This is a genomic window from Neptunomonas sp. (genome assembly GCF_041601355.1).
In the GTDB taxonomy this organism is placed as follows: Bacteria; Pseudomonadota; Gammaproteobacteria; order Pseudomonadales; family Balneatricaceae; genus Neptunomonas.
Genome location: NZ_JBFIIH010000015.1, coordinates 1 through 20,967 on the forward strand (window position 1 = coordinate 1; position 20,967 = coordinate 20,967).

23 protein-coding genes are annotated in these 20,967 nt (G+C 44.7%); 13 read left to right on the top strand and 10 right to left on the bottom strand.

Going from position 1 to position 20,967, the window contains the following annotated elements; all coding sequences use genetic code 11:
* A partial coding sequence (locus ABY436_RS04085; protein WP_372737750.1) for a 4Fe-4S dicluster domain-containing protein occupies positions 1–1,095 on the bottom strand: 1,095 nt, incomplete at its 3' end.
* Between the two features lie 431 nt (positions 1,096–1,526).
* The gene (locus tag ABY436_RS04090) at positions 1,527–2,030 is read right to left on the bottom strand and encodes a disulfide bond formation protein B (RefSeq protein ID WP_372737751.1); all 504 of its coding nucleotides are present in this window, start codon (positions 2,028–2,030) and stop codon (positions 1,527–1,529) included.
* Positions 2,031–2,327: 297 nt separating this feature from the next.
* Between ABY436_RS04090 and ABY436_RS04095 the strand changes: the two genes are divergently transcribed.
* Positions 2,328–2,660: an antibiotic biosynthesis monooxygenase gene (locus ABY436_RS04095; protein ID WP_372737752.1), complete on the top strand. Its 333-nt coding sequence runs from the start codon at positions 2,328–2,330 to the stop codon at positions 2,658–2,660.
* 144 nt (positions 2,661–2,804) lie between these two features.
* On the opposite strand, the gene ABY436_RS04100 is transcribed toward ABY436_RS04095, so the two are convergent.
* Complete coding sequence (locus tag ABY436_RS04100; RefSeq protein ID WP_372737753.1) at positions 2,805–3,638, bottom strand: LysR family transcriptional regulator; 834 nt, start codon at positions 3,636–3,638, stop codon at positions 2,805–2,807.
* Between the two features lie 103 nt (positions 3,639–3,741).
* Here ABY436_RS04100 and ABY436_RS04105 point away from each other — a divergent pair, with 103 nt between their 5' ends.
* The 3 genes from ABY436_RS04105 to ABY436_RS04115 all read left to right on the top strand — a co-directional run bounded on the left by ABY436_RS04105 (position 3,742) and on the right by ABY436_RS04115 (position 6,592).
* Positions 3,742–4,953 carry a YbfB/YjiJ family MFS transporter gene (locus ABY436_RS04105; RefSeq protein ID WP_372737754.1) on the top strand — a complete coding sequence of 404 codons (1,212 nt, stop codon included), beginning with the start codon at positions 3,742–3,744 and terminating at the stop codon, positions 4,951–4,953.
* 558 nt (positions 4,954–5,511) lie between these two features.
* Positions 5,512–5,880 (top strand): hypothetical protein, encoded by a 369-nt coding sequence (locus tag ABY436_RS04110; RefSeq protein ID WP_372737755.1) that lies wholly within the window; start codon positions 5,512–5,514, stop codon positions 5,878–5,880.
* Between the two features lie 322 nt (positions 5,881–6,202).
* On the top strand, positions 6,203–6,592 hold the full coding sequence (locus ABY436_RS04115) for a 3D domain-containing protein (protein ID WP_372737790.1): 390 nt from the start codon (positions 6,203–6,205) through the stop codon (positions 6,590–6,592).
* Between the two features lie 97 nt (positions 6,593–6,689).
* On the opposite strand, the gene ABY436_RS04120 is transcribed toward ABY436_RS04115, so the two are convergent.
* Together ABY436_RS04120 and ABY436_RS04125 are read right to left on the bottom strand one after the other, a co-directional pair.
* Positions 6,690–7,031 carry a hypothetical protein gene (locus ABY436_RS04120; protein WP_372737756.1) on the bottom strand — a complete coding sequence of 114 codons (342 nt, stop codon included), beginning with the start codon at positions 7,029–7,031 and terminating at the stop codon, positions 6,690–6,692.
* A 163-nt stretch (positions 7,032–7,194) separates the two neighbouring features.
* Positions 7,195–8,262, bottom strand: coding sequence for a 3-deoxy-7-phosphoheptulonate synthase (locus ABY436_RS04125; protein ID WP_372737757.1), 1,068 nt, complete (start codon positions 8,260–8,262; stop codon positions 7,195–7,197).
* A 311-nt stretch (positions 8,263–8,573) separates the two neighbouring features.
* On the opposite strand from ABY436_RS04125, the gene dsbD reads away from it, so the two are divergent.
* The 4 genes from dsbD (at position 8,574) to ABY436_RS04145 (ending at position 12,528) form a co-directional block, all read left to right on the top strand.
* Positions 8,574–10,475, top strand: a complete 1,902-nt coding sequence (gene dsbD / locus ABY436_RS04130) for a protein-disulfide reductase DsbD (RefSeq protein ID WP_372737758.1) — start codon at positions 8,574–8,576, stop codon at positions 10,473–10,475.
* A 42-nt stretch (positions 10,476–10,517) separates the two neighbouring features.
* Positions 10,518–10,838: a hypothetical protein gene (locus ABY436_RS04135; RefSeq protein WP_372737759.1), complete on the top strand. Its 321-nt coding sequence runs from the start codon at positions 10,518–10,520 to the stop codon at positions 10,836–10,838.
* Positions 10,839–11,404: 566 nt separating this feature from the next.
* On the top strand, positions 11,405–12,007 hold the full coding sequence (locus ABY436_RS04140; RefSeq protein ID WP_372737760.1) for a DUF6515 family protein: 603 nt from the start codon (positions 11,405–11,407) through the stop codon (positions 12,005–12,007).
* Between the two features lie 323 nt (positions 12,008–12,330).
* The gene (locus ABY436_RS04145) at positions 12,331–12,528 is read left to right on the top strand and encodes a hypothetical protein (protein ID WP_372737761.1); all 198 of its coding nucleotides are present in this window, start codon (positions 12,331–12,333) and stop codon (positions 12,526–12,528) included.
* 237 nt (positions 12,529–12,765) lie between these two features.
* On the opposite strand, the gene ABY436_RS04150 is transcribed toward ABY436_RS04145, so the two are convergent.
* Positions 12,766–13,416 (bottom strand): peroxiredoxin, encoded by a 651-nt coding sequence (locus ABY436_RS04150; RefSeq protein ID WP_372737762.1) that lies wholly within the window; start codon positions 13,414–13,416, stop codon positions 12,766–12,768.
* Positions 13,417–13,756: 340 nt separating this feature from the next.
* Between ABY436_RS04150 and ABY436_RS04155 the strand changes: the two genes are divergently transcribed.
* A complete protein-coding gene (locus ABY436_RS04155; protein WP_372737763.1) occupies positions 13,757–15,049 on the top strand; it encodes a hypothetical protein in 1,293 nt (430 codons plus the stop codon).
* Positions 15,050–15,361: 312 nt separating this feature from the next.
* Here the strand turns inward: ABY436_RS04155 and ABY436_RS04160 are convergent, their stop codons facing one another.
* Both ABY436_RS04160 and ABY436_RS04165 read right to left on the bottom strand, forming a co-directional pair.
* Positions 15,362–15,847: a Spy/CpxP family protein refolding chaperone gene (locus ABY436_RS04160; RefSeq protein WP_372737764.1), complete on the bottom strand. Its 486-nt coding sequence runs from the start codon at positions 15,845–15,847 to the stop codon at positions 15,362–15,364.
* A gap of 89 nt (positions 15,848–15,936) precedes the next feature.
* On the bottom strand, positions 15,937–16,110 hold the full coding sequence (locus ABY436_RS04165) for a hypothetical protein (RefSeq protein ID WP_372737765.1): 174 nt from the start codon (positions 16,108–16,110) through the stop codon (positions 15,937–15,939).
* A 466-nt stretch (positions 16,111–16,576) separates the two neighbouring features.
* Between ABY436_RS04165 and ABY436_RS04170 the strand changes: the two genes are divergently transcribed.
* The 4 genes from ABY436_RS04170 (at position 16,577) to msrA (ending at position 19,098) form a co-directional block, all read left to right on the top strand.
* Complete coding sequence (locus tag ABY436_RS04170) at positions 16,577–17,131, top strand: DUF1499 domain-containing protein (RefSeq protein WP_372737766.1); 555 nt, start codon at positions 16,577–16,579, stop codon at positions 17,129–17,131.
* 322 nt (positions 17,132–17,453) lie between these two features.
* Entirely contained in the window at positions 17,454–17,978 is a 525-nt protein-coding gene (locus tag ABY436_RS04175) for an NADPH-dependent FMN reductase (protein WP_372737767.1), read from the top strand.
* Positions 17,979–18,091: 113 nt separating this feature from the next.
* The gene (locus tag ABY436_RS04180; RefSeq protein ID WP_372737768.1) at positions 18,092–18,304 is read left to right on the top strand and encodes an RNA-binding S4 domain-containing protein; all 213 of its coding nucleotides are present in this window, start codon (positions 18,092–18,094) and stop codon (positions 18,302–18,304) included.
* Positions 18,305–18,504: 200 nt separating this feature from the next.
* Positions 18,505–19,098 carry a peptide-methionine (S)-S-oxide reductase MsrA gene (gene msrA, locus ABY436_RS04185; RefSeq protein ID WP_372737769.1) on the top strand — a complete coding sequence of 198 codons (594 nt, stop codon included), beginning with the start codon at positions 18,505–18,507 and terminating at the stop codon, positions 19,096–19,098.
* A gap of 45 nt (positions 19,099–19,143) precedes the next feature.
* Here msrA and ABY436_RS04190 read toward each other — a convergent pair whose 3' ends face one another.
* Together ABY436_RS04190 and ABY436_RS04195 are read right to left on the bottom strand one after the other, a co-directional pair.
* The gene (locus ABY436_RS04190) at positions 19,144–20,004 is read right to left on the bottom strand and encodes a pirin family protein (RefSeq protein WP_372737770.1); all 861 of its coding nucleotides are present in this window, start codon (positions 20,002–20,004) and stop codon (positions 19,144–19,146) included.
* Positions 20,001–20,960 (bottom strand): glutathione S-transferase family protein, encoded by a 960-nt coding sequence (locus ABY436_RS04195; RefSeq protein ID WP_372737791.1) that lies wholly within the window; start codon positions 20,958–20,960, stop codon positions 20,001–20,003. Before ABY436_RS04195 ends, ABY436_RS04190 begins: the two co-directional genes overlap by 4 nt.
* Positions 20,961–20,967: the final 7 nt, after the last annotated feature.

The window sequence follows — 20,967 nt, forward strand, 5'->3', positions numbered from 1 at the left end:
AATGTCAATGCCAACCGGGCACCAGGCGATGCATCGACCACAACCGACGCAGCCGGAGGTATTGAACTGCTCATGCCAGGTTGCCAGCTTGTGAGTCATCCACTGGCGGTAGCGTGAACGCGTGTCGGGGCGAACTGAGCCACCATGGATATAACTGAAGTCAGCGGTAAAGCATGAATCCCACTGCTCCCATCGTTCCGCGTGATCACCGCTCAGATCAGTAGTGTCTTCAACGGATGAGCAAAAGCACGTCGGGCAAACCATGGTGCAATTGGCACAGGACAGGCAGCGCTGGGCAATATCACTCCACAGAGGGTTTTCATAATTACGGTATAGCAGTGCCTGTAGGTCGCTACTGTCAAACACTCTGGGGCCCGCTGACATCTGCTTTTCTGCCTGATTTATGGCTGCTTTTTGTTGCTGCTGGTGGGCTGAGGTTGCAGGAGTAACTGGCAGCTGCTGCAGGATTAGCTGGCCTTTTTCTGATCCGCTGCGTAATAAAAAATAATGATCGTCATCGTTTATGATTTCGGTGATTTCCAAATCGCACGGCAAGGATACGGCTGGCCCGGTATTCATTGATGTACAAAAACAGGTAGCGGCTGCCTGAGTACAGTTCACCGCGACTGTGAAAATCGATTGGCGGCGCTGTTTATAATCTTCATTATGATATTCGCCCGATAGAAAGACGCGATCCTGTATAGCTATTGCATGTAGCTCACAGCTACGAACACCCAGAAATGCAAGTGGGGTGATGGCAGCATTGATCGGCTCAATCTCGATGCCATCGGCTGTTTTATGCGCTTGCCAGACCTGTCGGCGAGGCAGTTGCAGGTATTTTTTCCAGGAATTCGGGCCGACGTTATAGCCAAAATACGCAGCGTCTTGTCGGCGTTTGAGGCGGTAACGACCGGCTTCCTGCTCATCCGTCCAGCCCTGCGGGAGGTCGTCTGCTGATTTGATCTGGTCGTAAATAATGGCCTGATCAACAATGACCGGACCGACAACCTGATACCCTGCTTGTTGCAGGCTGTGAATCAAGCTATTTAGCTTGTCTGATGGGAGAATAAAGGATGTTGTTCTTCGGGCCTTCATTGCTAACGTCCATTTACGCACATTGTAAATGTGTTTTTCTAACGTATCTCTGCCGCTTGTGCTTGGTCTGCGTTAAAGAAAAACAATGACAAAGTAGCGCGGTTTTTGACTGGCAGATAGTTAATTTAATAACGCTTAACAATTTCAGTGTCAATAAAATTGACTGCTTAAGATTTCGTTTATTAGGCTTTAAGGCTGCGTTGATCTGTTTAATTGGGCCATATCATTGCTATTGGCTTGACTGGAATTTTGATGATCTTCAATCAGGACCCGCCAAGCCAATGGAAATTAATCGCAGGCTTATCAGGGGAGTGGAAAAGATTACTGCTTCCCATCAGAACCCCCATCATAACTCCCCTCACAGCCCCCTCACAATTTGCGGCGGTGAGGGGGCTGTGAGGGGAGAGGGCTTAATCAGAACTCAATACAGGTTACTTTTTTACACTGCTGATCAGCATAAGCAGCAAAATAATAACCCAGCCCACGGCCAATACAACAAGGCCTTCTGCCATCGTAATGCCAAACAATAGCTCAGGGGTATAACCACAGGCTTCCCAGGGTTCAAATGCACCCGGCAGCCATTTATCCAGCGCCAGCCAGGAAGGAAATCCAGAGTTCAGTGTGCAGCTACCTTCGATAAAGCCGCGTTCGATACCTAGTGTTGTATAGGAACGCTCCAGCACTCCTGCTGCAAAAAATAAGGTGATTAAATTGGCTATCATCAAGGGTATTTTATTTTTACGTACCAGCAAGCCGTAAACAGAGATTACTAATAGTCCTAACACCCAGGCACGGACCTGAACACACAGTACGCAAGGGCCGTAGTCCAGAGCGTACTGATAATAAAGCGCTATAGACTCCATGCATAAGCAGGTAACAATCATCGCGATCCAAAAATAACAAGAGCGATTAATACTGGCAAGTGTCGAAAACATCGAGATAGGGGTCCTTTTAGAGAGCTGAGTATTTAGGGCAGTTCAGTTAGGGTAGTGTAAATAGGTTTGTGTATTCAGAGCGGTTCCCGGAGCTGTGTATTAAAAGTACCGGGAAACGATAAAAGTTTAGCAGATTCAAAATTGCAGGTGAAAGGTAATATACCCGGTAGCGATAATTTCTTTAGGTTGCTGTTCTTTTACCTATGCTATTAAACCTGATTGAAATGAGCTACGTTTGGTCTTTTTTGCAAGCTAGTCGTTCAAACTAGTCGTTCAAGCTGGCCTGGATTTATTAGAGTGAATGTAATTATGTATGTTGTGATCTTCCGTGCAAAAACACGGGAAACGGACGAAGAATATTTTATCGTGGCAAACCGTATGCGTGAGTTGGCAATTGAACAATTTGGCTGCATAGAGTTTGCTGCCGTTACCGAAGGCAACAATGAGATTGCACTCTCGTACTGGCCGGACGAAGCGAGCATCAGACATTGGAAATCACATGCTGAACATCAGATCGCGCAACAACTGGGGCGTAAGCACTGGTATGAATCTTACAGTGTTCAGGTCGCACAAATCAGCCGTGAATATTGTTTCCCTGCAAAAAAAGCTAGCGTCGAAGTAGGGACGTGAAGCCAGTTATTACGCTTGTATATTGCCAGCTAAATGCCAACAGAATTTGCAATATCCGTGATTAATTGTCTGCTTTGTGCTGTGGACTCAAAGGATAAACACAAGACGCTAACTTAGATAAAGAGTGTGTCGAAAATGGCACAATTACTTAGTTAAAAGCTTTGCAAGGGTGAGTGTTCCTGCCTCTAATGGACTGTTTTTACGATAGACAATTGATAACTGAACATGTTTTTGTCCATGGCTAACTGGCGTCATAACAAGGGACTTCTCATAGCGGCTACCAACCACCATATTTTTACCAATAATGGTGTAGCCCAACCCAGCAGAGATACGGCCTAAAACACCATCAGCACTGCTCATGACCATTAGATTATCACTAGCGTGCCCCGCTTCCTGCTTCCAGGTAAGAGCGCATTTTCTGTAGCCACAACCTTCATCCCGGACAAACAATACAGGATCATAATCGCTCTCCAGAGGCGTCACTAGTACCAGTTCTTCTTGTAATATAGGTATGACAACTAGGTTTTCATGTGTAGGGGCATTACCCAACGCTGCACAGTCAACTTTGTTGTCCAGGACAGCAAATACTAGCCTGTCGCTGGTATCAGTATAAATTTTCGTTCGAATCTGCGGATGATTCTGTTTAAGTTGTTTGAGTGCCAGAGGCATATGTACGGCAGCAAATGTTTCTGGCATGCCGACTCTTAATTCATAACTACCCTTATCACGTAAAATGGCGGACGTTGCCTGATATTCTAACTGTAGAATCTGATTGGCATACTCACAAAGCTGCTGGCCACTTGGTGTTAGCTGTAGCTTTCTTCCGACTATAATAAAAAGCTTTGTATCCAGTTCCCTTTCCAGCTTTTTAATGCGGCTGGTGATGTTGGACTGGACCGTATGTAGCTTATCAGCAGCGCCTTTAATACCTCCTTCATCAACAATCGCCTTAAAAGTCTTCAGTGTCAAAATTTCCATATAGTTCTCATAATCAGAAGCTTTGGTTCTAAATGATTCAATTTTTAATCTTAGCAGGGCAGCGTAGAGTCGGTTAATGATCTTTCAACAACAAGGTGAAAGCATGTTAACGCAGCTGACAAAAAGCCGTGTGTATTTTGCAGGTATCTGCAGTTTAATTGTGACTGTTGGTGTCGCACGTTTCTCCTATAGTTTGTTATTGCCCATAATGCAGGATAGCGCGGGCCTGACGGAGTCCGGTGGAGGCTGGTTAGCTACCACTAACTTTATGGGCTATATGTTAGGAGTCCTGCTTGCTGCCAGCATGCACAACCTGAACTACAAGTACAACTTGCACCGGCTTTATCTTATTTTGAGCGTTATCACCTCAGCCGCGATGGTGGTGACTTCTGATATGGTTACTTGGGCTGTGCTGCGATTTATTGCCGGAATCTGTGCCTCAGGAGGTTTGATTATTGCCTCAGGCCTGATATTAAAATGGTTGGTTAGTAATAATCACCGTGCTGAATTAGGTATTCACTTTTCTGGTGCCGGAGTAAGCATCATTGTTACGTCATTACTCGTAGAAGGTATGCTGACTATATCAGTCGACTGGCAGCAACAGTGGCTGGCTTTAGCTGTGATGGCGGCGGTAGTCGCGATTCCGGCATGGCTATGGATGCCCCATCCTTCTGCCGCAGGTCAGGCAGGGGTTGCTGCAAAAGATAACCCTCCGGGTAAAGCTTTTACATCGATAATGTTGTTGGCCTATTTTTGTGCCGGTTATGGTTATGTCGTCAGCTCCACCTTTATTGTGGATATTGTAGAGGGTGCTGAAGGCTTGCAAGGGCAGGGGGGATTGGCTTTTCTATTGGTTGGGCTAGCGGCTACCCCGGCAGCTCTTTTATGGGATAGAATTGCGAGAATTATTGGTTATCTCAGAGCGCTATTAGTCGCCTATATCCTACAAGCGATAGGAATTATTCTCCCTGCCATAAATGACACTTTACCTGTTGTTATATTAAGTGCGCTGCTGTTTGGTGGTACTTTTATCGCCTGTGTCAGTCTGATATTGACGATGGCGGGCAAGTTTTATCCAAGTAACCCGGCTAAATTCATGGGCACAATGACATTGGCTTATGGTGCTGCACAAATCATTGCACCGGTACTTACCGGATATCTTGCCGAAGCTTTTGGTAACTATGATATTGGGCTATGCCTGTCTGCCGCTGTGGTGATGATTGGCGTTGTTCTTCTGCTTAAGCTGTTAAGCATTGAGAAAAGCTTGCTTGAAAAGAAAAGCCTCTGGACAGAAGCCAGCGTCAGCGCCCGTTAATGATGATATTTTTTATGTTCGAAGCGGAAAAGATCCGTAGGCATAGTCGCTGTAGCTCTTTTCTGGCGATACCGAGCAACACAATAGCGTTTCAGCACTGTATAGGTCGCACAAAATAGGTCGCACAAATCAGCCGTAGTACCTACAAAGCAGGGCTTCTGGCTGATTCGTCAGTATTCAGCATCACAGTTGGGCGTTTTTACTTTTATGACGCCGTTGTTTGGTATCGTCTTCAGTGTATGGCTGCTGGATGAGCCGATTGAAGATAGCTTTATTAGCGATGTGTAATCTTTTGCGGATTGGCCAACCTGACTTATCCTGAGTTTTCGCTGGCCTGAGTTATTGTGACTGCAGTGATAGCACAATAAAACTGTAAACCTCAGCACGTTTCCTGCACTATATAATGTAAGCATCCGCACAAAAAAATTAATTTAAATATATCTATTAATTTCAGATAGTTAATAAAAATAGTGAGTAGTAAGTATAAAAAATGTTGCACTGCAACATGGAACGCTATACTATTCATCCATCAACTACTTTTCTATATGGGTATAAATCATGTTCAATAATATTCCTACTGCTGACTTCTCTGCTTTTGGCGCTCCTGTTCAGAAGCTGATCGAACTAAACACAGCAACCTTTACTAAAGCATTCGAGCTGCAGAAAGCGACTGCTGAGAAGCAAATTGCTAAGGCACAAGCTGATTTCAAAGCCCTTTCAGAAATTAAGGACGTTGAAGCGCTGACTGCTTTTGTAGCCGTAAAATCTGAAGAAGCTAAGGCCAACCTTGAAGCTCTGCAGACAGAAGTACAAGCATCTGCTGAAAATACCAAGGCTTACTTTGCTGAAGTTCAGGCTATCCTGACTGAAAACAAGGACGCTGTAGCTCCTGCTGCTAAAAAGGCGGCTGCTAAAAAAACTGCTTAATTTAAGCTGGTTTTAAAAAAAGCCCTATCAGAAATGATGGGGTTTTTTTGTGCCTGGATGATATAGGAATAGAGTCAAAGACTTAAAATCGACTGCGTATGGGTAAGCCGGAAATATTATTCACAAGGGCTAACAACACCTTCTTACGGTCACTGATGAACTGTAAAGTCCGGCCCAAATAACCAGTCCCTTCGCCCTTAAATATGGGGAATAATGATAATACCTATGGTAGTTTTACATGAGAACCAAATAGGGCATCAACGTAGTAGAGGCCCATACTCCATAAAATAAGCTGTTATGAAAAAACAACTGCGTGCAAAATATGAGAAGGTTTAGTTATTTTATAATCTTGCCAGCGATATATTTCTTGTCTGGGTGTAGTGATAAAACAAACTCCTTAGAAGTAACCGCTTCAGCCTATACTTCACACCCCAATGAAACAGACTCGACGCCTTCGCTTGCTGCATGGGGAGATACTCTTAAGCCGGGAATGAAGGCAATTGCAGTGTCGAGAGACCTCATTAAAAAGGGGCTCAGGCCTGGCGTCGAGGTTTCAATAGAGGGGCTGGAGGGAAAGTATAAGGTACTTGATAAAATGAATAAGCGATGGCGACAAAAAATAGATATTTATATGGGTAAAGATATCAATAAAGCCAAAGATTGGGGTAATAGAAAGGTTACTATTCATTGGGTGAGCGAAGAACCCTCATAACAAGGAAAATTCACCCGGACTGCCAGTTCCACGGCGCTTCTATGGCAGCCGGTGAATTGCAACGTTAGCTAAAAGTATTTCTTTGTTAACCTCTTTGTTAACCTAGCTGATCAACCATAACAGCATTGGTATAGACGAGTTCTCCATCACTTGCGCGATGACCAACCAAGTGGAAATGACCACGCTGATCTTCAGGGGTAAGGTAAACACGCAGCCGGCAATCGGATAAGTTACCGCAGCCTTCAGGCGTTTCCAGTTCGATGATATTCATATCGACATCAATGTATACTTCCTTCTCCTGAGACTCCTGCAGTTGCTCTTCGGCGCGCTCCATTTTCAAGTGGCTTTCATCATCGACCGTAAAATGAAACATACCAATGGGAACAGATTTTCCGTTATCGCTGGGTTTGCACCAGCCATCAATCGATAAAGTGTTCATAGTTGATCTCCCTATAAAACAAATTTATTAATATTATTCCATCGTTAGAGTTCGATTGTAAATTTAAGTGCCGTTAAAAATACTCTTAAATTTAAAAAAAGGGGGGCTGACTTATGTGTAAAAACAGGGCCATAAAGGCCCTGTTGTTTTTGATTTGAGTGTTCTATCGATTAGGCAGTACATCTTTTAATTTGTTGTGCATATCCAACAAACATTTTTCAGTGGCAGGCCAGTCAATGCAGGCATCTGTAACAGATACACCATATTTCAGATCCGCAAGATTTTCGGGAATAGACTGCGCGCCCCATTCCAGGTTTGATTCGATCATCAGGCCGATAATCGATTTATTGCCTTCAAGGATCTGATTGGCTGCATTCTCTGCAACAAGGGGCTGTAGTGCCGGATCCTTGCTGGAGTTAGCGTGGCTGCAATCGATCATAATGTTTTTCTTCAGACCGGACTTTTCCAATGCCTGTTCACAGATTGAAACACTGACTGAATCATAGTTTGGCTTGCCGTCGCCGCCGCGCAGTACAATGTGTCCGTACTGGTTTCCTTTCGTACGAATGATCGATACCTGGCCATCAGGGCTGATACCAAGAAAATTATGCGGGTGCTTAACTGACTTGAGTGCATTAGTGGCAACTGTTAAGCCGCCATCAGTACCGTTTTTAAATCCAACCGCGCAAGATAAACCCGAAGACATCTCCCGATGTGTTTGTGATTCAGTCGTACGTGCCCCGATAGCGGACCAGGAGATCAGATCCTGTAAATACTGCGGCGTGGTAGGGTCGAGCGCTTCGGTAGCTAACGGCAGTCCCATCTCTGACAGGTCTAACATCAGCTTACGGGCAATGTGTAAACCTTCCTCGATATCAAACGAGTCATTCAGGTGAGGATCGTTAATTAATCCTTTCCAACCAACAGTGGTACGAGGTTTTTCAAAATAGACGCGCATGACGATATAGACAGAATCGTTTATCTGTTCTGATAATTTTTTAAGACGCTTACCGTATTCAAGCGCAGCATCTACATCGTGTATAGAGCAGGGGCCTATTACCACAAAAATACGTTTGTCGGTGCCGTCAAGAATATCACGGATGACCTGACGGCCTTCCATTACAGACGATGCAGCAGCTTCGCTGATCGGTAATTTTCTTTTCAGATCTTCGGGTGTAATCAGGACCGAATGAGATTCGACATTAAGGTTTTCTACGCGGTTATCTGTCATGGTGCTTTTTTCCTGAAGCTATTCGGTACAAGCCGATATCTTGGCTGGGTAAAGTGATCATAAGAACGCAATCATAAGTAGGCATCTTTTTACCATAAAGTCATGACGTTTATAAGGGCTGTTGCGTGCTAACTTGGAATGAAAGCGGAAAAGATATAAGCCGGTATGAGTGATATAATGCAGTCTGATTGTTGTTATGAGTCATGTTAGATGGATTTGAATATATTTTATAAATCATACTCTTATATAGAACTCAATGGACCGGATGTAGTCCATAACCTATCTTATATTGATTCAGGAGTAGCTCTGCAGTGTTGAGCGTAACAAAATCTGTTTTGAAAATTTTGACAATACTGTGGATGCTTATATTAATTGCATCCCAGGCACATGCCGGATTTTTTGATAAAAAAAATGAAGCAGGCCAGTCTAACGATGGTCCGCTACCGGTCGAACAAGCGTATATTTTCATTCCTGAGGTAGGTGATAACGGAAAAATAACACTGCACTGGGATATTCAAGAACGTTACTATCTGTACCGGGATCGTATAACCATCAGTCCTTCCGACACGCTGGAAGTTATCAGTCGTGTAAATAGTAAAACTGATACCAAAGATGATCCCTTGTTTGGCACGGTTGAAGTATTTCATAACAATGCAGATGTCGCGTTGCAACTGCGCAGCCTGACCGGTTCGCCAAGCGATGGCTCGCTGAAAATAACCTATCAAGGTTGCTGGGAAGGCGGGATTTGTTACCCTCCCGTGACAACAACACTCGACGTCGCCGATGTTCCTGCTGATATCCAAAATACTCAAACCACATTGGCAAATCCGCTATTAATAACCCCGCTGCCTGAATCATCACAGAAAGTAACTCAAATAGAGCAACCGGTTGCGCCTGTTTTAGTCAGTGAACAAGATCAGTTTGCCCGGATGCTGTCGGGTGACAGTTTACTGTTAACGCTGGGTGCGTTTTTTATAGCCGGGTTAGCACTCTCATTGACACCTTGTGTATTTCCCATGATACCGATTATCTCCAGTATTATTGCCGGGCATGGCCACAGAATTACCACACGGCGCGCCACTTTTCTGTCGCTGATCTATGTGTTGGCCGTATCTGTTACTTACACGATAGCAGGTGTGTTGGCCGGCCTGTTTGGTGAGAATCTACAGGCTGCTTTTCAGAATAGCTGGATCATTGGTTTTTTCAGTCTGATATTTGTACTCTTGTCATTGTCGATGTTTGGTTTTTATGAATTGCAACTGCCCAGCAGCTGGCAAAGTAAGCTGAATAACACCAGCCATCATCAGCAAGGCGGTACGGTTTCAGGTGTCGCGATTATGGGACTACTGTCGGCGCTTATTGTCGGCCCTTGTATGGCTGCACCTTTAGCCGGAGCGCTCATCTACATTGGTCAGACGGGCGATCCTGTGATGGGAGGGCTTGCCTTGTTTACATTGAGCATGGGAATGGGGGTGCCGATTCTATTAATAGGTGCGTCCGCGGGTAAATTATTACCCAAAGCAGGGCATTGGATGGATTCTATAAAAGCAGGCTTTGGTGTCGCTTTACTATTGATGGCTGTCTGGATGCTGGATCGTGTTGTGTCAGTGGTTGTTACTATGGGGCTAACCGCGGTTGTTTTAATTATTTCCGCTATTTACATGCGTGCATTAGATTCATTGCCGCAGGGTGCGAAAGGTTGGCTCAAGCTATGGAAAGGCGTGGGAATAATGTTGCTGCTTTACGGTTCCGCATTGCTCTTAGGTGTATTGTCAGGCGGTAACAGCTTGCTCTATCCCCTTAAGGGATTCTCATCTGCTTCAGCAGCAAATACTCAACCGAGTGAAATGAGTTTTATTACTGTAACATCAATTGCTCAACTGGAGCCGCTTTTGCAGGATGCTAAACGGACAGGTAAACCCGTGATGCTCGATTTTTATGCTGACTGGTGCATTACATGCGTTGAGCTTGATCATGTCACCTTTGCAGACGCTGAGGTGAAACAAGCACTGGCAAATTTTGTGCGTATAAAGGTTGATGTTACGGCTAACGATGAAGATGCTAAAGCGCTGAGTAAAAGTTATAGTGTTATTGGGCCGCCTGCTTTGATTTTTTATAATCAATCAGGTGTGATGCAGCCGCATTTAATGTTGGTTGGTTTTACAGGCCCTGAAGACTTTATCAGCCATCTGGGGCAATTAGATGGTGTGTAACTGCTAAAGCTCTACAAGATGATGAGCCACAAGGAGGCAGACATGAAAAAAAATGTCCTGATTACGATGCTCTTTCTTAGTATTTCCAACGTATACGCGGGTGATGCTGATAATGGTGCTGAGCTGTATCATGAAGTTGAACTCGAACGAACGATCCGTGGCGAACAATACACAGATGCTAATTGTGAGACCTGTCATGAAGCATCTTTTTACCAACGGGAAGATCGTAAGGCGACAACTTTTGCGAAGTTGGAAGCGATGGTTGAAGGGTGTAATACCAACCTGGATGTCGGCTGGTTTCCGGAAGATGTCAGTGATGTAGCTGCTTATTTGAATCGTGAATACTATAAATTTGAGCAGTAGGCCAGAGATGCCAGATGCTGATGATTCAGGGGTATTGAAGGTATTATATTCAACAATTTAGAATAATTTTTTTAAAAAAACTATACAACGACCTACACTCAGACCGCTGATACCCCTTGCTGAGATGATAGGCGTTGTGATTTCACTTTTTTCTTTTTCTGAACAACTCCTCTGCCAAATCTGTACCTGGTTGTATGAATACTGCTAAGGCTGCAATGACCTGAAGCAGACGTATCAAAAATTCACACCGAAAATACAACAGATCATCCAGGATCCGGAAGTTACCCTCTCTACCGATGGCGTAGGTTATAAATTGCTTCTGCAAAGGTAAGATGTAAATTCTTTACTTATTTTGAAAACTTCACTTTATCTCCATACTCCACGCCATGCTTTGGATTATGCTGAATTAAGCCATCATTCAAAGCATAACAACAGCCAGGTAATATCAGGACTCGTAAAGCTTCGGTAAAAGCAGTAGCTAGTCAGTTTTCGTTCGGGTATGTCACCCATAGTAGATATCAAGTCAGCATTTTGCCGTTATTTAAGAAGCACGAGGACGATGAATTATGAAATTACGTTGGATACCGATCATTTGCTCAATAACCTTGTTGAGCGCATGTGCCGGTCCGATGCCGCGAGGGGGAGGGCACGGGGGAGGTCCGGCACTGATTCTGGGCCTTGGCGTAGCGGCTGGTGTGGCTATTGCTGCACTCTCGGTACCTCGCTATGCGCCGGGCCATCGCCTGCATATATTACCCAGAGAGGCTATTGCCATTCGCCATCGTGGAGTCGAATACCGCTATCACGCCGGAATTTATTATCACCATATGGGTGATGACTATAGCGTGGTACTTCCGCCCCCGGGCCTGATTATTCACTCGCTTCCCTCTCACCCTGATACCCTCTTTTTCGATGCTGAAACCTACTATGTGGTTGAAGGTGTTTATTACCAACGTTCAGGCAACAATTACGTGATTGTTGAAGCGCCGATAAGTGGTGCACAGGCGAGTAGTGAGAGTTATGAAGCTAGTAAACATTATTCAGCGCTGCCTGATGGTGCTAAACCGGTGAAAATTGAGAACACCCAATATTTCGCTTACGGCGGGTTATTTTTCTTACCGCAATCATCGGATGGCCAAGTGACCTATTTAGCGGTAAAACTCAACTAAGTATTGCCTTATGGGGATGAAACCACATAGACAGGTTTTCAACCCTGGCAAACAAGCGTACCTGCGGCATTAGTACGTTTATTATCAAACTAGTTGGTTGCATTGTGTTGGTTGGCGTTTAAATGGAGTGCTGGCACCTAATGGAAAGTATCGAATCCATGTCACCCCCTGATAAACCTAGTATCATTCTTCGTCGGGTTTATTTCTTTGGCATAGTGAGCTCACCTTGGGTTTTAGTCGACCATGAGCTTCGCCCACCGGCCTCCAGAATTCAATGTGTCGCACCGGCAGTCAAAATGCGCGACATATAAAAGTAGGTAGTTATGATTTTAAATAAAGTGGCTTTAATCGTTGGTCTGATTTCTATTTTACTCGGCACTACAGTCTCTATTTTAGGTATATGGGGCTATATAGGTGACACAGGTTTAGTTTGGCGTTCCTTATCTACAATAGGGGTAGTGTTGCTTGGGGCAATATTGGTAGTAGCAATAAACAATATGACAAATACAAAAGACAAATAGTGCTATGTCATGGTTAATCACGGTGTAACTAGTTTACTCGTGTTACCGGACAAAGGGATGAATCACCGGACGGGGAACGCGCGCCGAATTGTTAGTGCAGAGGGTAATGACGCTGCTATGCGGTGACTGCAAGAGCGCCCTGCGAGCCCTGACCCAGTCCAGTGTTAGCAACGTTTTGCAGCTAACACTGCTTGGGCAGGCTCGTGATAAAGTAATTAACGTTGTTACCTTATACGGCTACTTCAAAGAGGTCTTACGCAAGTATGGCAACACGGTTTCAAAGTCGCCGAACTTAGCTGTTGCATCTTCATTGCTCACTGTTGGTGGGATAATCACATCTTCACCAACCACCCAGTTAGCCGGTGTCGCAACGCCATTTTTAGCGGCTGTTTGCAAACCATCTAAAGCACGCAGTACCTCTGCAAAGTTGCGGCCGACATTCATCGGATAGGTCATAGACAGCTTAAGTTGCTTATCAGGACCAATGATAAATACAGCGCGCACGGTAGCGCTATCTGCTGGTGTCCGCCCATCCGGCAAATATGCTTCTGCGGGCAACATGTCGAAAAGCTTGGAAACCTGCAGGCTCTCGTCCGCAATAATCGGGAAGCCGGCTTTAGCACCAGCAACCTGTTCGATATCCGTTTTCCATTTTTTATGGTCTTCAACACCATCAACAGATACGCCAATCACCTTAGTATTGCGTTTTGTCCACTCTGCACTCAGTTGTGCGACCGCACCGAACTCAGTTGTACATACCGGCGTGAAGTCTTTAGGGTGAGAAAATAAAATAGCCCAGCTATCACCAATCCATTCGTGAAAATTAATAGCACCTAAATCGGTTTCAGCCGAGAAATCAGGGACAACATCATTGATCCGAAGCGACATGATTTTTCCTTCATCTAGTGAGTTATTGAGAGTGAAGAATACAGGAATATTATTGACTTTGGAGCAATTGGTGCGATTAAAATTCTTTGAGAATGACCGCTTAGCGTCGGAAGCGACTTAAATAGCTGCCATTTTAAATTGAAGAGTTGGACTTCCGTAAACGACCGAAGCGTTCATCCAGATGGCGAATAGTATCTTCCTCAAAGGACGTGAGATCAGTGACAGTTTATGACAAGATTGCAACAAAGCTTCCACAACAAAGTTTCCAAAACAAAGTTTCCAAAACAAAGGGTGGGGTTGACCGAAACCCTTAACCATGGACAAAAAGAACAACCTGTTGATGACGAATCTTAGCGCAAAACGTAAAAAAACAACTCCCACCTGGGTGGGCAGCATGGAAACCGGACACTGGTACCGCCTTTCCGGAGACCACCCTGACCTGGGGCTGGCGCCGACACCTACAGGCACAAGATATCTGGAAGACGGCGACCCAGCCAGAGACGTAAACCTCAATCCTTCACGGTCATTGGAGATGCGCGCAAGGCGACTACTGGGACGTTACGCCAAAGCCCCCTGGAGTGGCCGTTGTGATTTTTGGTCGATAACAGAAACCTGGAATGGAGCAGTCTTTGCCGATTATTTTGGCGACAGTGGCAGCATGATAATTTTTGGGGGCGGCCATAATGATTATTTTGGATCAGACGTACATGCTTTCAACCTGGCGACCCGGCAGTGGTCCAGGATCTCGGATGGTTATGTCAGCGGTAAAATGAACGAATATGGCGCCGGGGCAATTTATGAAGATGCATGTTACCCCAACGGCACTCCATTACCGCCTCATACCTATGGGTACGTGCAATATGACCCGGTAGGAAATGACTACATTTTACTGAAGGGACAGCGACAATTGGGTCCTGAGGTAGAAGCGATTGCCATCCCACATATACTGAACCTCGACACTCTTCGCTGGAGACATGGCCCTAAACACCCCGAAGCTAAACTAAAATCAGGAGGCTGGACTGCATGGGACCCTATGCGCCGGATACTCTGGGGCAACTCTGGCGATGACGGCAATACCTTCATCGGGTATTCACCGGACGGTGAGAATAAGGATGGTACGTTCGGCACCTGGGGCACTTGCCAGACCAGCAAACTAGCAAACAGTGCCGACCATAACGCTATGGCCTATGATCCGACGCAAGACCGCCTGATCATAGCCGAGCACAAAAAAAGAAGATTGCTATCGATAAACCCTGCTGCCCCTGAAGAGCCAATACGCCTTCTGATCAGCAGCTCTACTCCTGCCATTCACCCTTATGCATCTCTGGAGTACGCCCCTGCACTGAACGCCATGATCTACTATTCAGCCTCCAACGGAGGTGAGCTTTTTTGCATTCGAAAAAACGGCGGAAGCAACGTAGCAGAGCAAAATAGGGAAACCTATAGCTGGGAAGACATCACTGCTGCGACCAACCAGCTCAACCCAATTGCGCATGCGGCAAAGACAAGCCATCATCCAACAAACGTAGAGCAAACCTTTGGCCGTTTCAGAGTTGCCAGCTATGATGGCGTTGATATCGGTATACTTATCCGCCACATAGACTCGCCGGTTTATGTGATTAAACTACCCTGAATTACGGGGACAGTTTACTTAATTCAATCTACTTTCAGGTCCAGGTCTTCCTTTACGTAAGACACTCTTTGTAGAAACACCTTCCATGACCTTTGGTACGTTTAGCTAATGAAACCATCTCAAAATAAGCATAAACGTCACCACTTCCCGCCAGTCATCATCCGGCATGCAGTTTGGTAGCATTTTTGTTTCAATTAACGTTTCAATCTTAGCTATCGTGATATTGAAGATTTGTCAGCTGAATCTCCTATCAGAATGAATTGACGTGCAAACGGGCCAAATTCTGATAGGAGGCTTTAGGTAGGTTTAGCGTTACTGTTCCAATACTTGTCTTTGCTGTTCAGGTGTCAGAATTTCAAAAATATTCCGGCTTTCATCGGTCTTAATTCGCATTTGCTGTGCCGCCTGGTTTTGGGCCATAACAACTAACGCTTCAACTTGCTCATCATAGTCTGCTGCTTGTACATCTAAATCTCGCAGGTCTTCCAGCATATCTTGCTTAGCGTCGTTTAGTGCGATTATATTGTTGCGCTGTTGACGCATTAGTTGTTTCAGTTGGTCCTGCTGAGCTTCAGACAGGTTTAAATCGTGAAGCGTTACAGGCATATTCTTACCACAAGCATCAGGTTTGCCTTTCATATCTGAACGGTCACCCTTATTGTGGTATTGCATCATTTCTGGTCGGTTATTGTGTTTGTTATCTTGATCGCTACAACCGCCTGCAAAAGCTGTTCCTGTGACTAGTGTGCCGGCACCGATTACGGCTGCCATGATTCCAACGAATAATTGTTTACGCATGATCATTTCCTGTTAGTGTTTTATCAATCTATTAAATTTTGCAAAAAAGTCATTTGAGGCCTTTCATTATTAGCTGTCGTCTTTGTGAATTACGCAGTCACATTGATCAGCTTCCCTTCCGCTGCAGTCTCCTTGAGGATGTCTGTGATCGAACCCAGCGTATCTTCAATTAGCTGGCACTGATCAGAAGACAATGAAGAAGAGTTATTGGTAGATTGTGACTGAGGGGGCACCATATAGGCTCCGGATATTCCACTATTCATCTTTGTATCTTCGAACATTGATTTGAGATCAGAATAACTCATCAGATCGCTCAGAATGTGAATAAAATGTGGAACCGTATATTGAGGTCCGTTCAGTTCAGTACGTTGGCTCTTCAAGCTTTATGCTGATTCATGTATCGGTGGTCGCAACAAAAACTTTCTCAGGCGCTTGAGTGGTAAATTACTCACAATCAGGCTGCTTATCCTCTGGGAGGCACCTTTTGATAACTCCTTTATCATCTATCTGTCTGATCACCATGGATTGGATTGGTTGATTCAGTAACGGTCTATCATCCATGACGAGGATCTCCAATGGTTGCGAGCTTCTCAGTAGCGAGTAATAGGGGTACACTCTTAAATCTTATGTTTCATCAGCGTCTTTTCACATTAATATCTTTAAACATCTATCTGTTTTTTATATGAATATCTTTTTTTGTTCACTCAACAACGCTAGGAATACCCGACGATGAAGCTCGTACTCTCAATAATCGTGGTGGTTTTTACCCTCATCATTGTCTATTTTTTTGTTTTGGGGTATCTGTCTAAAAAAGGCAATCCTATTGGCTTAATTGACGCTCGATTGGCAGCGTGCGAGCAAAAACCGAATTGTGTCTGCAGTGAATATCCTGATGACCAGTCGCACTTTGTCTTACCCATTAACTACACAGTTATCAGTGATTTGCCGGTCAGTGTGGATGTTGTTGATGCCGCGTTGAAGCCCGCGGCTGAGGATATTATTCGCATAGCCAAGCAAGCTGTTATTGAACTCGGCGGCACTGTGCAAACGGATGATGACAGCCACCGGGAGCATCCTTTCTATCTGGCCGCCACATTCCAGTCGACCCTGTTTGGTTTTGTTGATGATGTTGAACTACGTTTTGACAGTCAGGACAAGCTACTTCATTTTCGATCAGCTTCCAGAGTGGGGTATAGTGATTTTGGCGCTAATCTCAAGCGAATAGAAAAATTAAAAAATACTATTTTGGCACGATTAGCAGCAGACTCCTTGGTAGATTCTTGATTAGTATCACTCTATCTGAGCTCAACTATATATTTGCTTTTAAATCAGAGTTTTTAGCCGGTGAGGAGTTCACTAATCCTTTTGTCAGATGTTAGCTGACTGACCCCGGAACTTGCTATCTATCAATGGCATGCTGGCGCAGCCTGTCCCCTGTAATTCAAGAACAATTAAAAAATAGTTAAAAATAGTTAAAAAATACAACTAAACATAATTAAGTAATGCCGCTAAATATTATAGCTAAGAGATTTAAAAGACGCTGAGTATTACATTGTCTGGTATGTAGCACTCAGGGGTTCATTCATACCAGATTATGGGGTTCATTATGAAAGTTTTAGTGTTTGCGGCTAGCAGTAGCAAAAAGTCTATCAATAAAAAGTTAGCCACTTATGCGGCTTCCTTACTAACTTCTGCAGACATTGATATTCTGGATTTAAATGATTTTGAACTGCCTCTGTTTAGTCAGGATAAGGAAGAGGAGCTGGGTCACCCGGCACTTGCGAAAGACTTCTTAGCTAAAATCCAAGGCAGTGATGCCTTGATCATCTCTTTCGCTGAGCACAATGGTTCTTACTCAGCTGCTTACAAAAATTTGTTTGATTGGTGCTCAAGAATCAATCCGAAAGTTTTTCAGAATAAACCAATGATACTGTTTTCTACTTCTCCAGGCGCGAGAGGCGGTGCAAGTGTGCTGGCACAAGCGGTAAACTCAGCCCCCTTTTTTGGCGGGACAGTGTTGGCCAGCTATGCTTTGCCTGACTTTTATGAGAATTTTGATCTTGAAAAATCATGTATTAAGAATGAAGAGATAAACGGGTTAGTGAGGTCGGCTGTAAGCAAGCTGAGTTAATACAAAGCGTTGCTGAAAATTGTTATGCCAGCAGATTTCCAGACAGAAACAGTAGCTTCAGTGGAGCGTAAGTAACTTCTTACTATTTTTAGCGTGAACAATAAGGAACATTAATGAGAGAAGTAGAGATTACAACAGAACCAGTTGAACTATATAAAATACTAAAATTCGAAGGCCTTGCTCCCAGCGGTGGTGCAGCAAAATCAGCAATAGAGCAAGGCTTGGTCAAGGTGAATGGTGAAGTTGAAACACGCAAACGCAAAAAAATAATATCAGGTGACATTATAAATTTTGATAGCGAAGATCTGAAAATTGTATGCGAGTAATTAGATGAATCTTTGTTCTGTCAGGTAACAACTCCCGATAATTATTGTCTCATTTGATATGTCGGCTGGTTAATCGGTTTTTTATATCGATGCCGCTAGTTGGTTATTTATGTCCATTATTGATGCTTGTTATTGATACTAGCCTTTATAGATGAAGTGATAGCAGTCATTATAAGGAGCTGAGCTTTCTGAGAGGTTACATGAAAAATAAACTGATATTACTTGCGGTAGTTTCGGGCTTGCTGTCATACGGCTCACCTGTATTGGCTGATAAAGCCGTATTAGCAGGAGGCTGTTTTTGGTGTATGGAAGCTGACTTTGAAAAGCTAGAGGGTGTCACTGATGTTGTTTCAGGTTTTACGGGAGGCGTCTTAAAAAACCCGACATACAATGGTAACCACGAAGGTCACTATGAAGCGGTAGAGATTACCTACGAGCCTGACAAAGTGAGCTATCAGCAACTGTTAGCGCATTTTTGGGTGAACATTGATCCGTTCGATGCGCGTGGTCAGTTTTGTGACAAAGGACATAGTTATTTAAGTGCCATTTTTGTCGCTAACGATACAGAGCGAGCGCTAGCTGAAGCCTCCAGAAAAGAAGTCGTTGCACAGTTCCCAAATCAGACTGTGGTTACCCCTATTTTAGATGCCTCAATTTTTTATCCGATTAAGGGTAATGAAAGCTACCATCAGGATTATTACAAAAATAATCCTCTGCGCTATAAAGCCTATCGTTGGAATTGCGGTCGTGATCAGCGCTTGAAAACGATTTGGGGAGAGAAAGCTACACATTAATGCAAAGTGGGCAGCCAATGCTGCCCTTTATTTATTGCGCGGTTTTTAATCGGTTAGCGTATTGTTTTGGTAGTCCTGCATGGCTTGCTCAACTTCTTCCATAGTGTTCATAACAAACGGGCCATATTGAGCAATCGGCTCTCCAATGGGTTTTCCCGCGATCAATAAAAACCTGGTTGGCTGGTCAGGGGCACTGATACTTACCAGGTCGCCTGCAGTTAATACAGCGGCTGAGTTCCCGGTCAGCGTTTGTTCGCCAATCGCGGCACTGCCTTCAAACAAGTAAACAAAAGCGCTTAAATGGTTTGCTATGGGTAGTGTTATTTTTTGTCCTTCAGGGATACGGACATCCAGATAGATGGCTTGAGTGCTGCCGCTATTGATGGGCCCTGAAATAGTCTGCCCTTCAAGCGCTAGTGTTCCGGCGATAGCTTTAATGATACTGCCGTTATTGAGTGTTACTACCGGAACCTCCTCGGGTTCAATATTTTGATAGGCGGCGGGTTTCATCTTCTCACTGGCGGGCAGGTTGATCCATAATTGGAATCCGCGCATCAGCCCTTCGCTCATTTTCGGGCGCTCTTCATGAATCACACCTCTGCCTGCCGTCATCCATTGTACGCCACCGGCACGCAAGTCGCCTTCGTTGCCCATGTGATCGCGATGGATCATGTGGCCATCTAACATGTAAGTAACCGTTTCAAAGCCGCGGTGCGGGTGTGGCGGAAAACCTGCAATATAATCATCAGGATTAGCCGACGAAAAGGCATCCAGCATCAGGAAAGGATCGACACGCGTCGTAGCACCGCGGCCCAGACTGCGTTTGAGTTTTACACCTGCTCCATCCTGGCTATCAATGGCCTGGATAAGTCGGGCTACAGCCCTTGTTTGTAGTGAGGTATTCATAATGAAGCTCTCCCATGTGTTGCGTTGAGGTCATAGGCTGGTCCGATGGGGATGATGCCCGTCGGGTTGATCATCGTATGGCTGCAATAATAGTGCTGCTTTATATGATCAAAATCGACCGTTTCAGCAATACCCGCTGTCTGATAGATATCTCTTAAATATCCCGACAGGGCCGGGTAATCGGCGATACGTTTGAGGTCGCATTTAAAATGGCTGACATACACCGGATCAAAGCGTATTAATGTGGTGAATAAGCGAATATCCGCTTCGCTCATCTGATCACCAAGAAGATAACGCTGTGTGCTAAGGCGCTCATTTAAACTATCTAATGATTTAAAAAGTGCGCTTACGGCCACGTCATAGGCCGCCTGTGTCGTCGCAAAACCAGCTTTGTAAACGCCGTTATTAACGGTCTCATATATCCAGCTGTTAAGTTCATCAATCCGGGAGCGGAGAGCAAGAGGGTAGTAATCGCCTTTTGTTGCACCCAGATTATCGAAGGCTGAATTAAGCATCCGAATAATGTCGGCAGATTCGTTATTTACAATTCGCTGTTGTTTTTTATCCCAGAGGATCGGTACAGTAACGCGACCGCTGTAGTCAGGATCTTCATGGGTATAGATCTGATAAAGATAGTTAGCGCTTAGTTGGGTATCTCCGTCAGCTAGCGAATCTTTTCTAAAGCTCCAGCCGTTTTCGAGCATTAAAGGATCAACGATATCGACAGTGATGATATGTTGCAGGCCTTTTAAGGCGCGCATCACAAGCGTGCGATGCGCCCAAGGACAGGCGAGTGAAACATACAGATGATAACGATCTGCCTCTGCAGGAAAATCAGAAGAACTGTTGGACGTTATCCAGTGACGGAACTGTGATTCCTTGCGGACAAACTCACCGTTACTTGTTTTTGTGTCATACCACTGATCGTGCCATGTACCGTTAATCAACAGTCCCATCATGTTC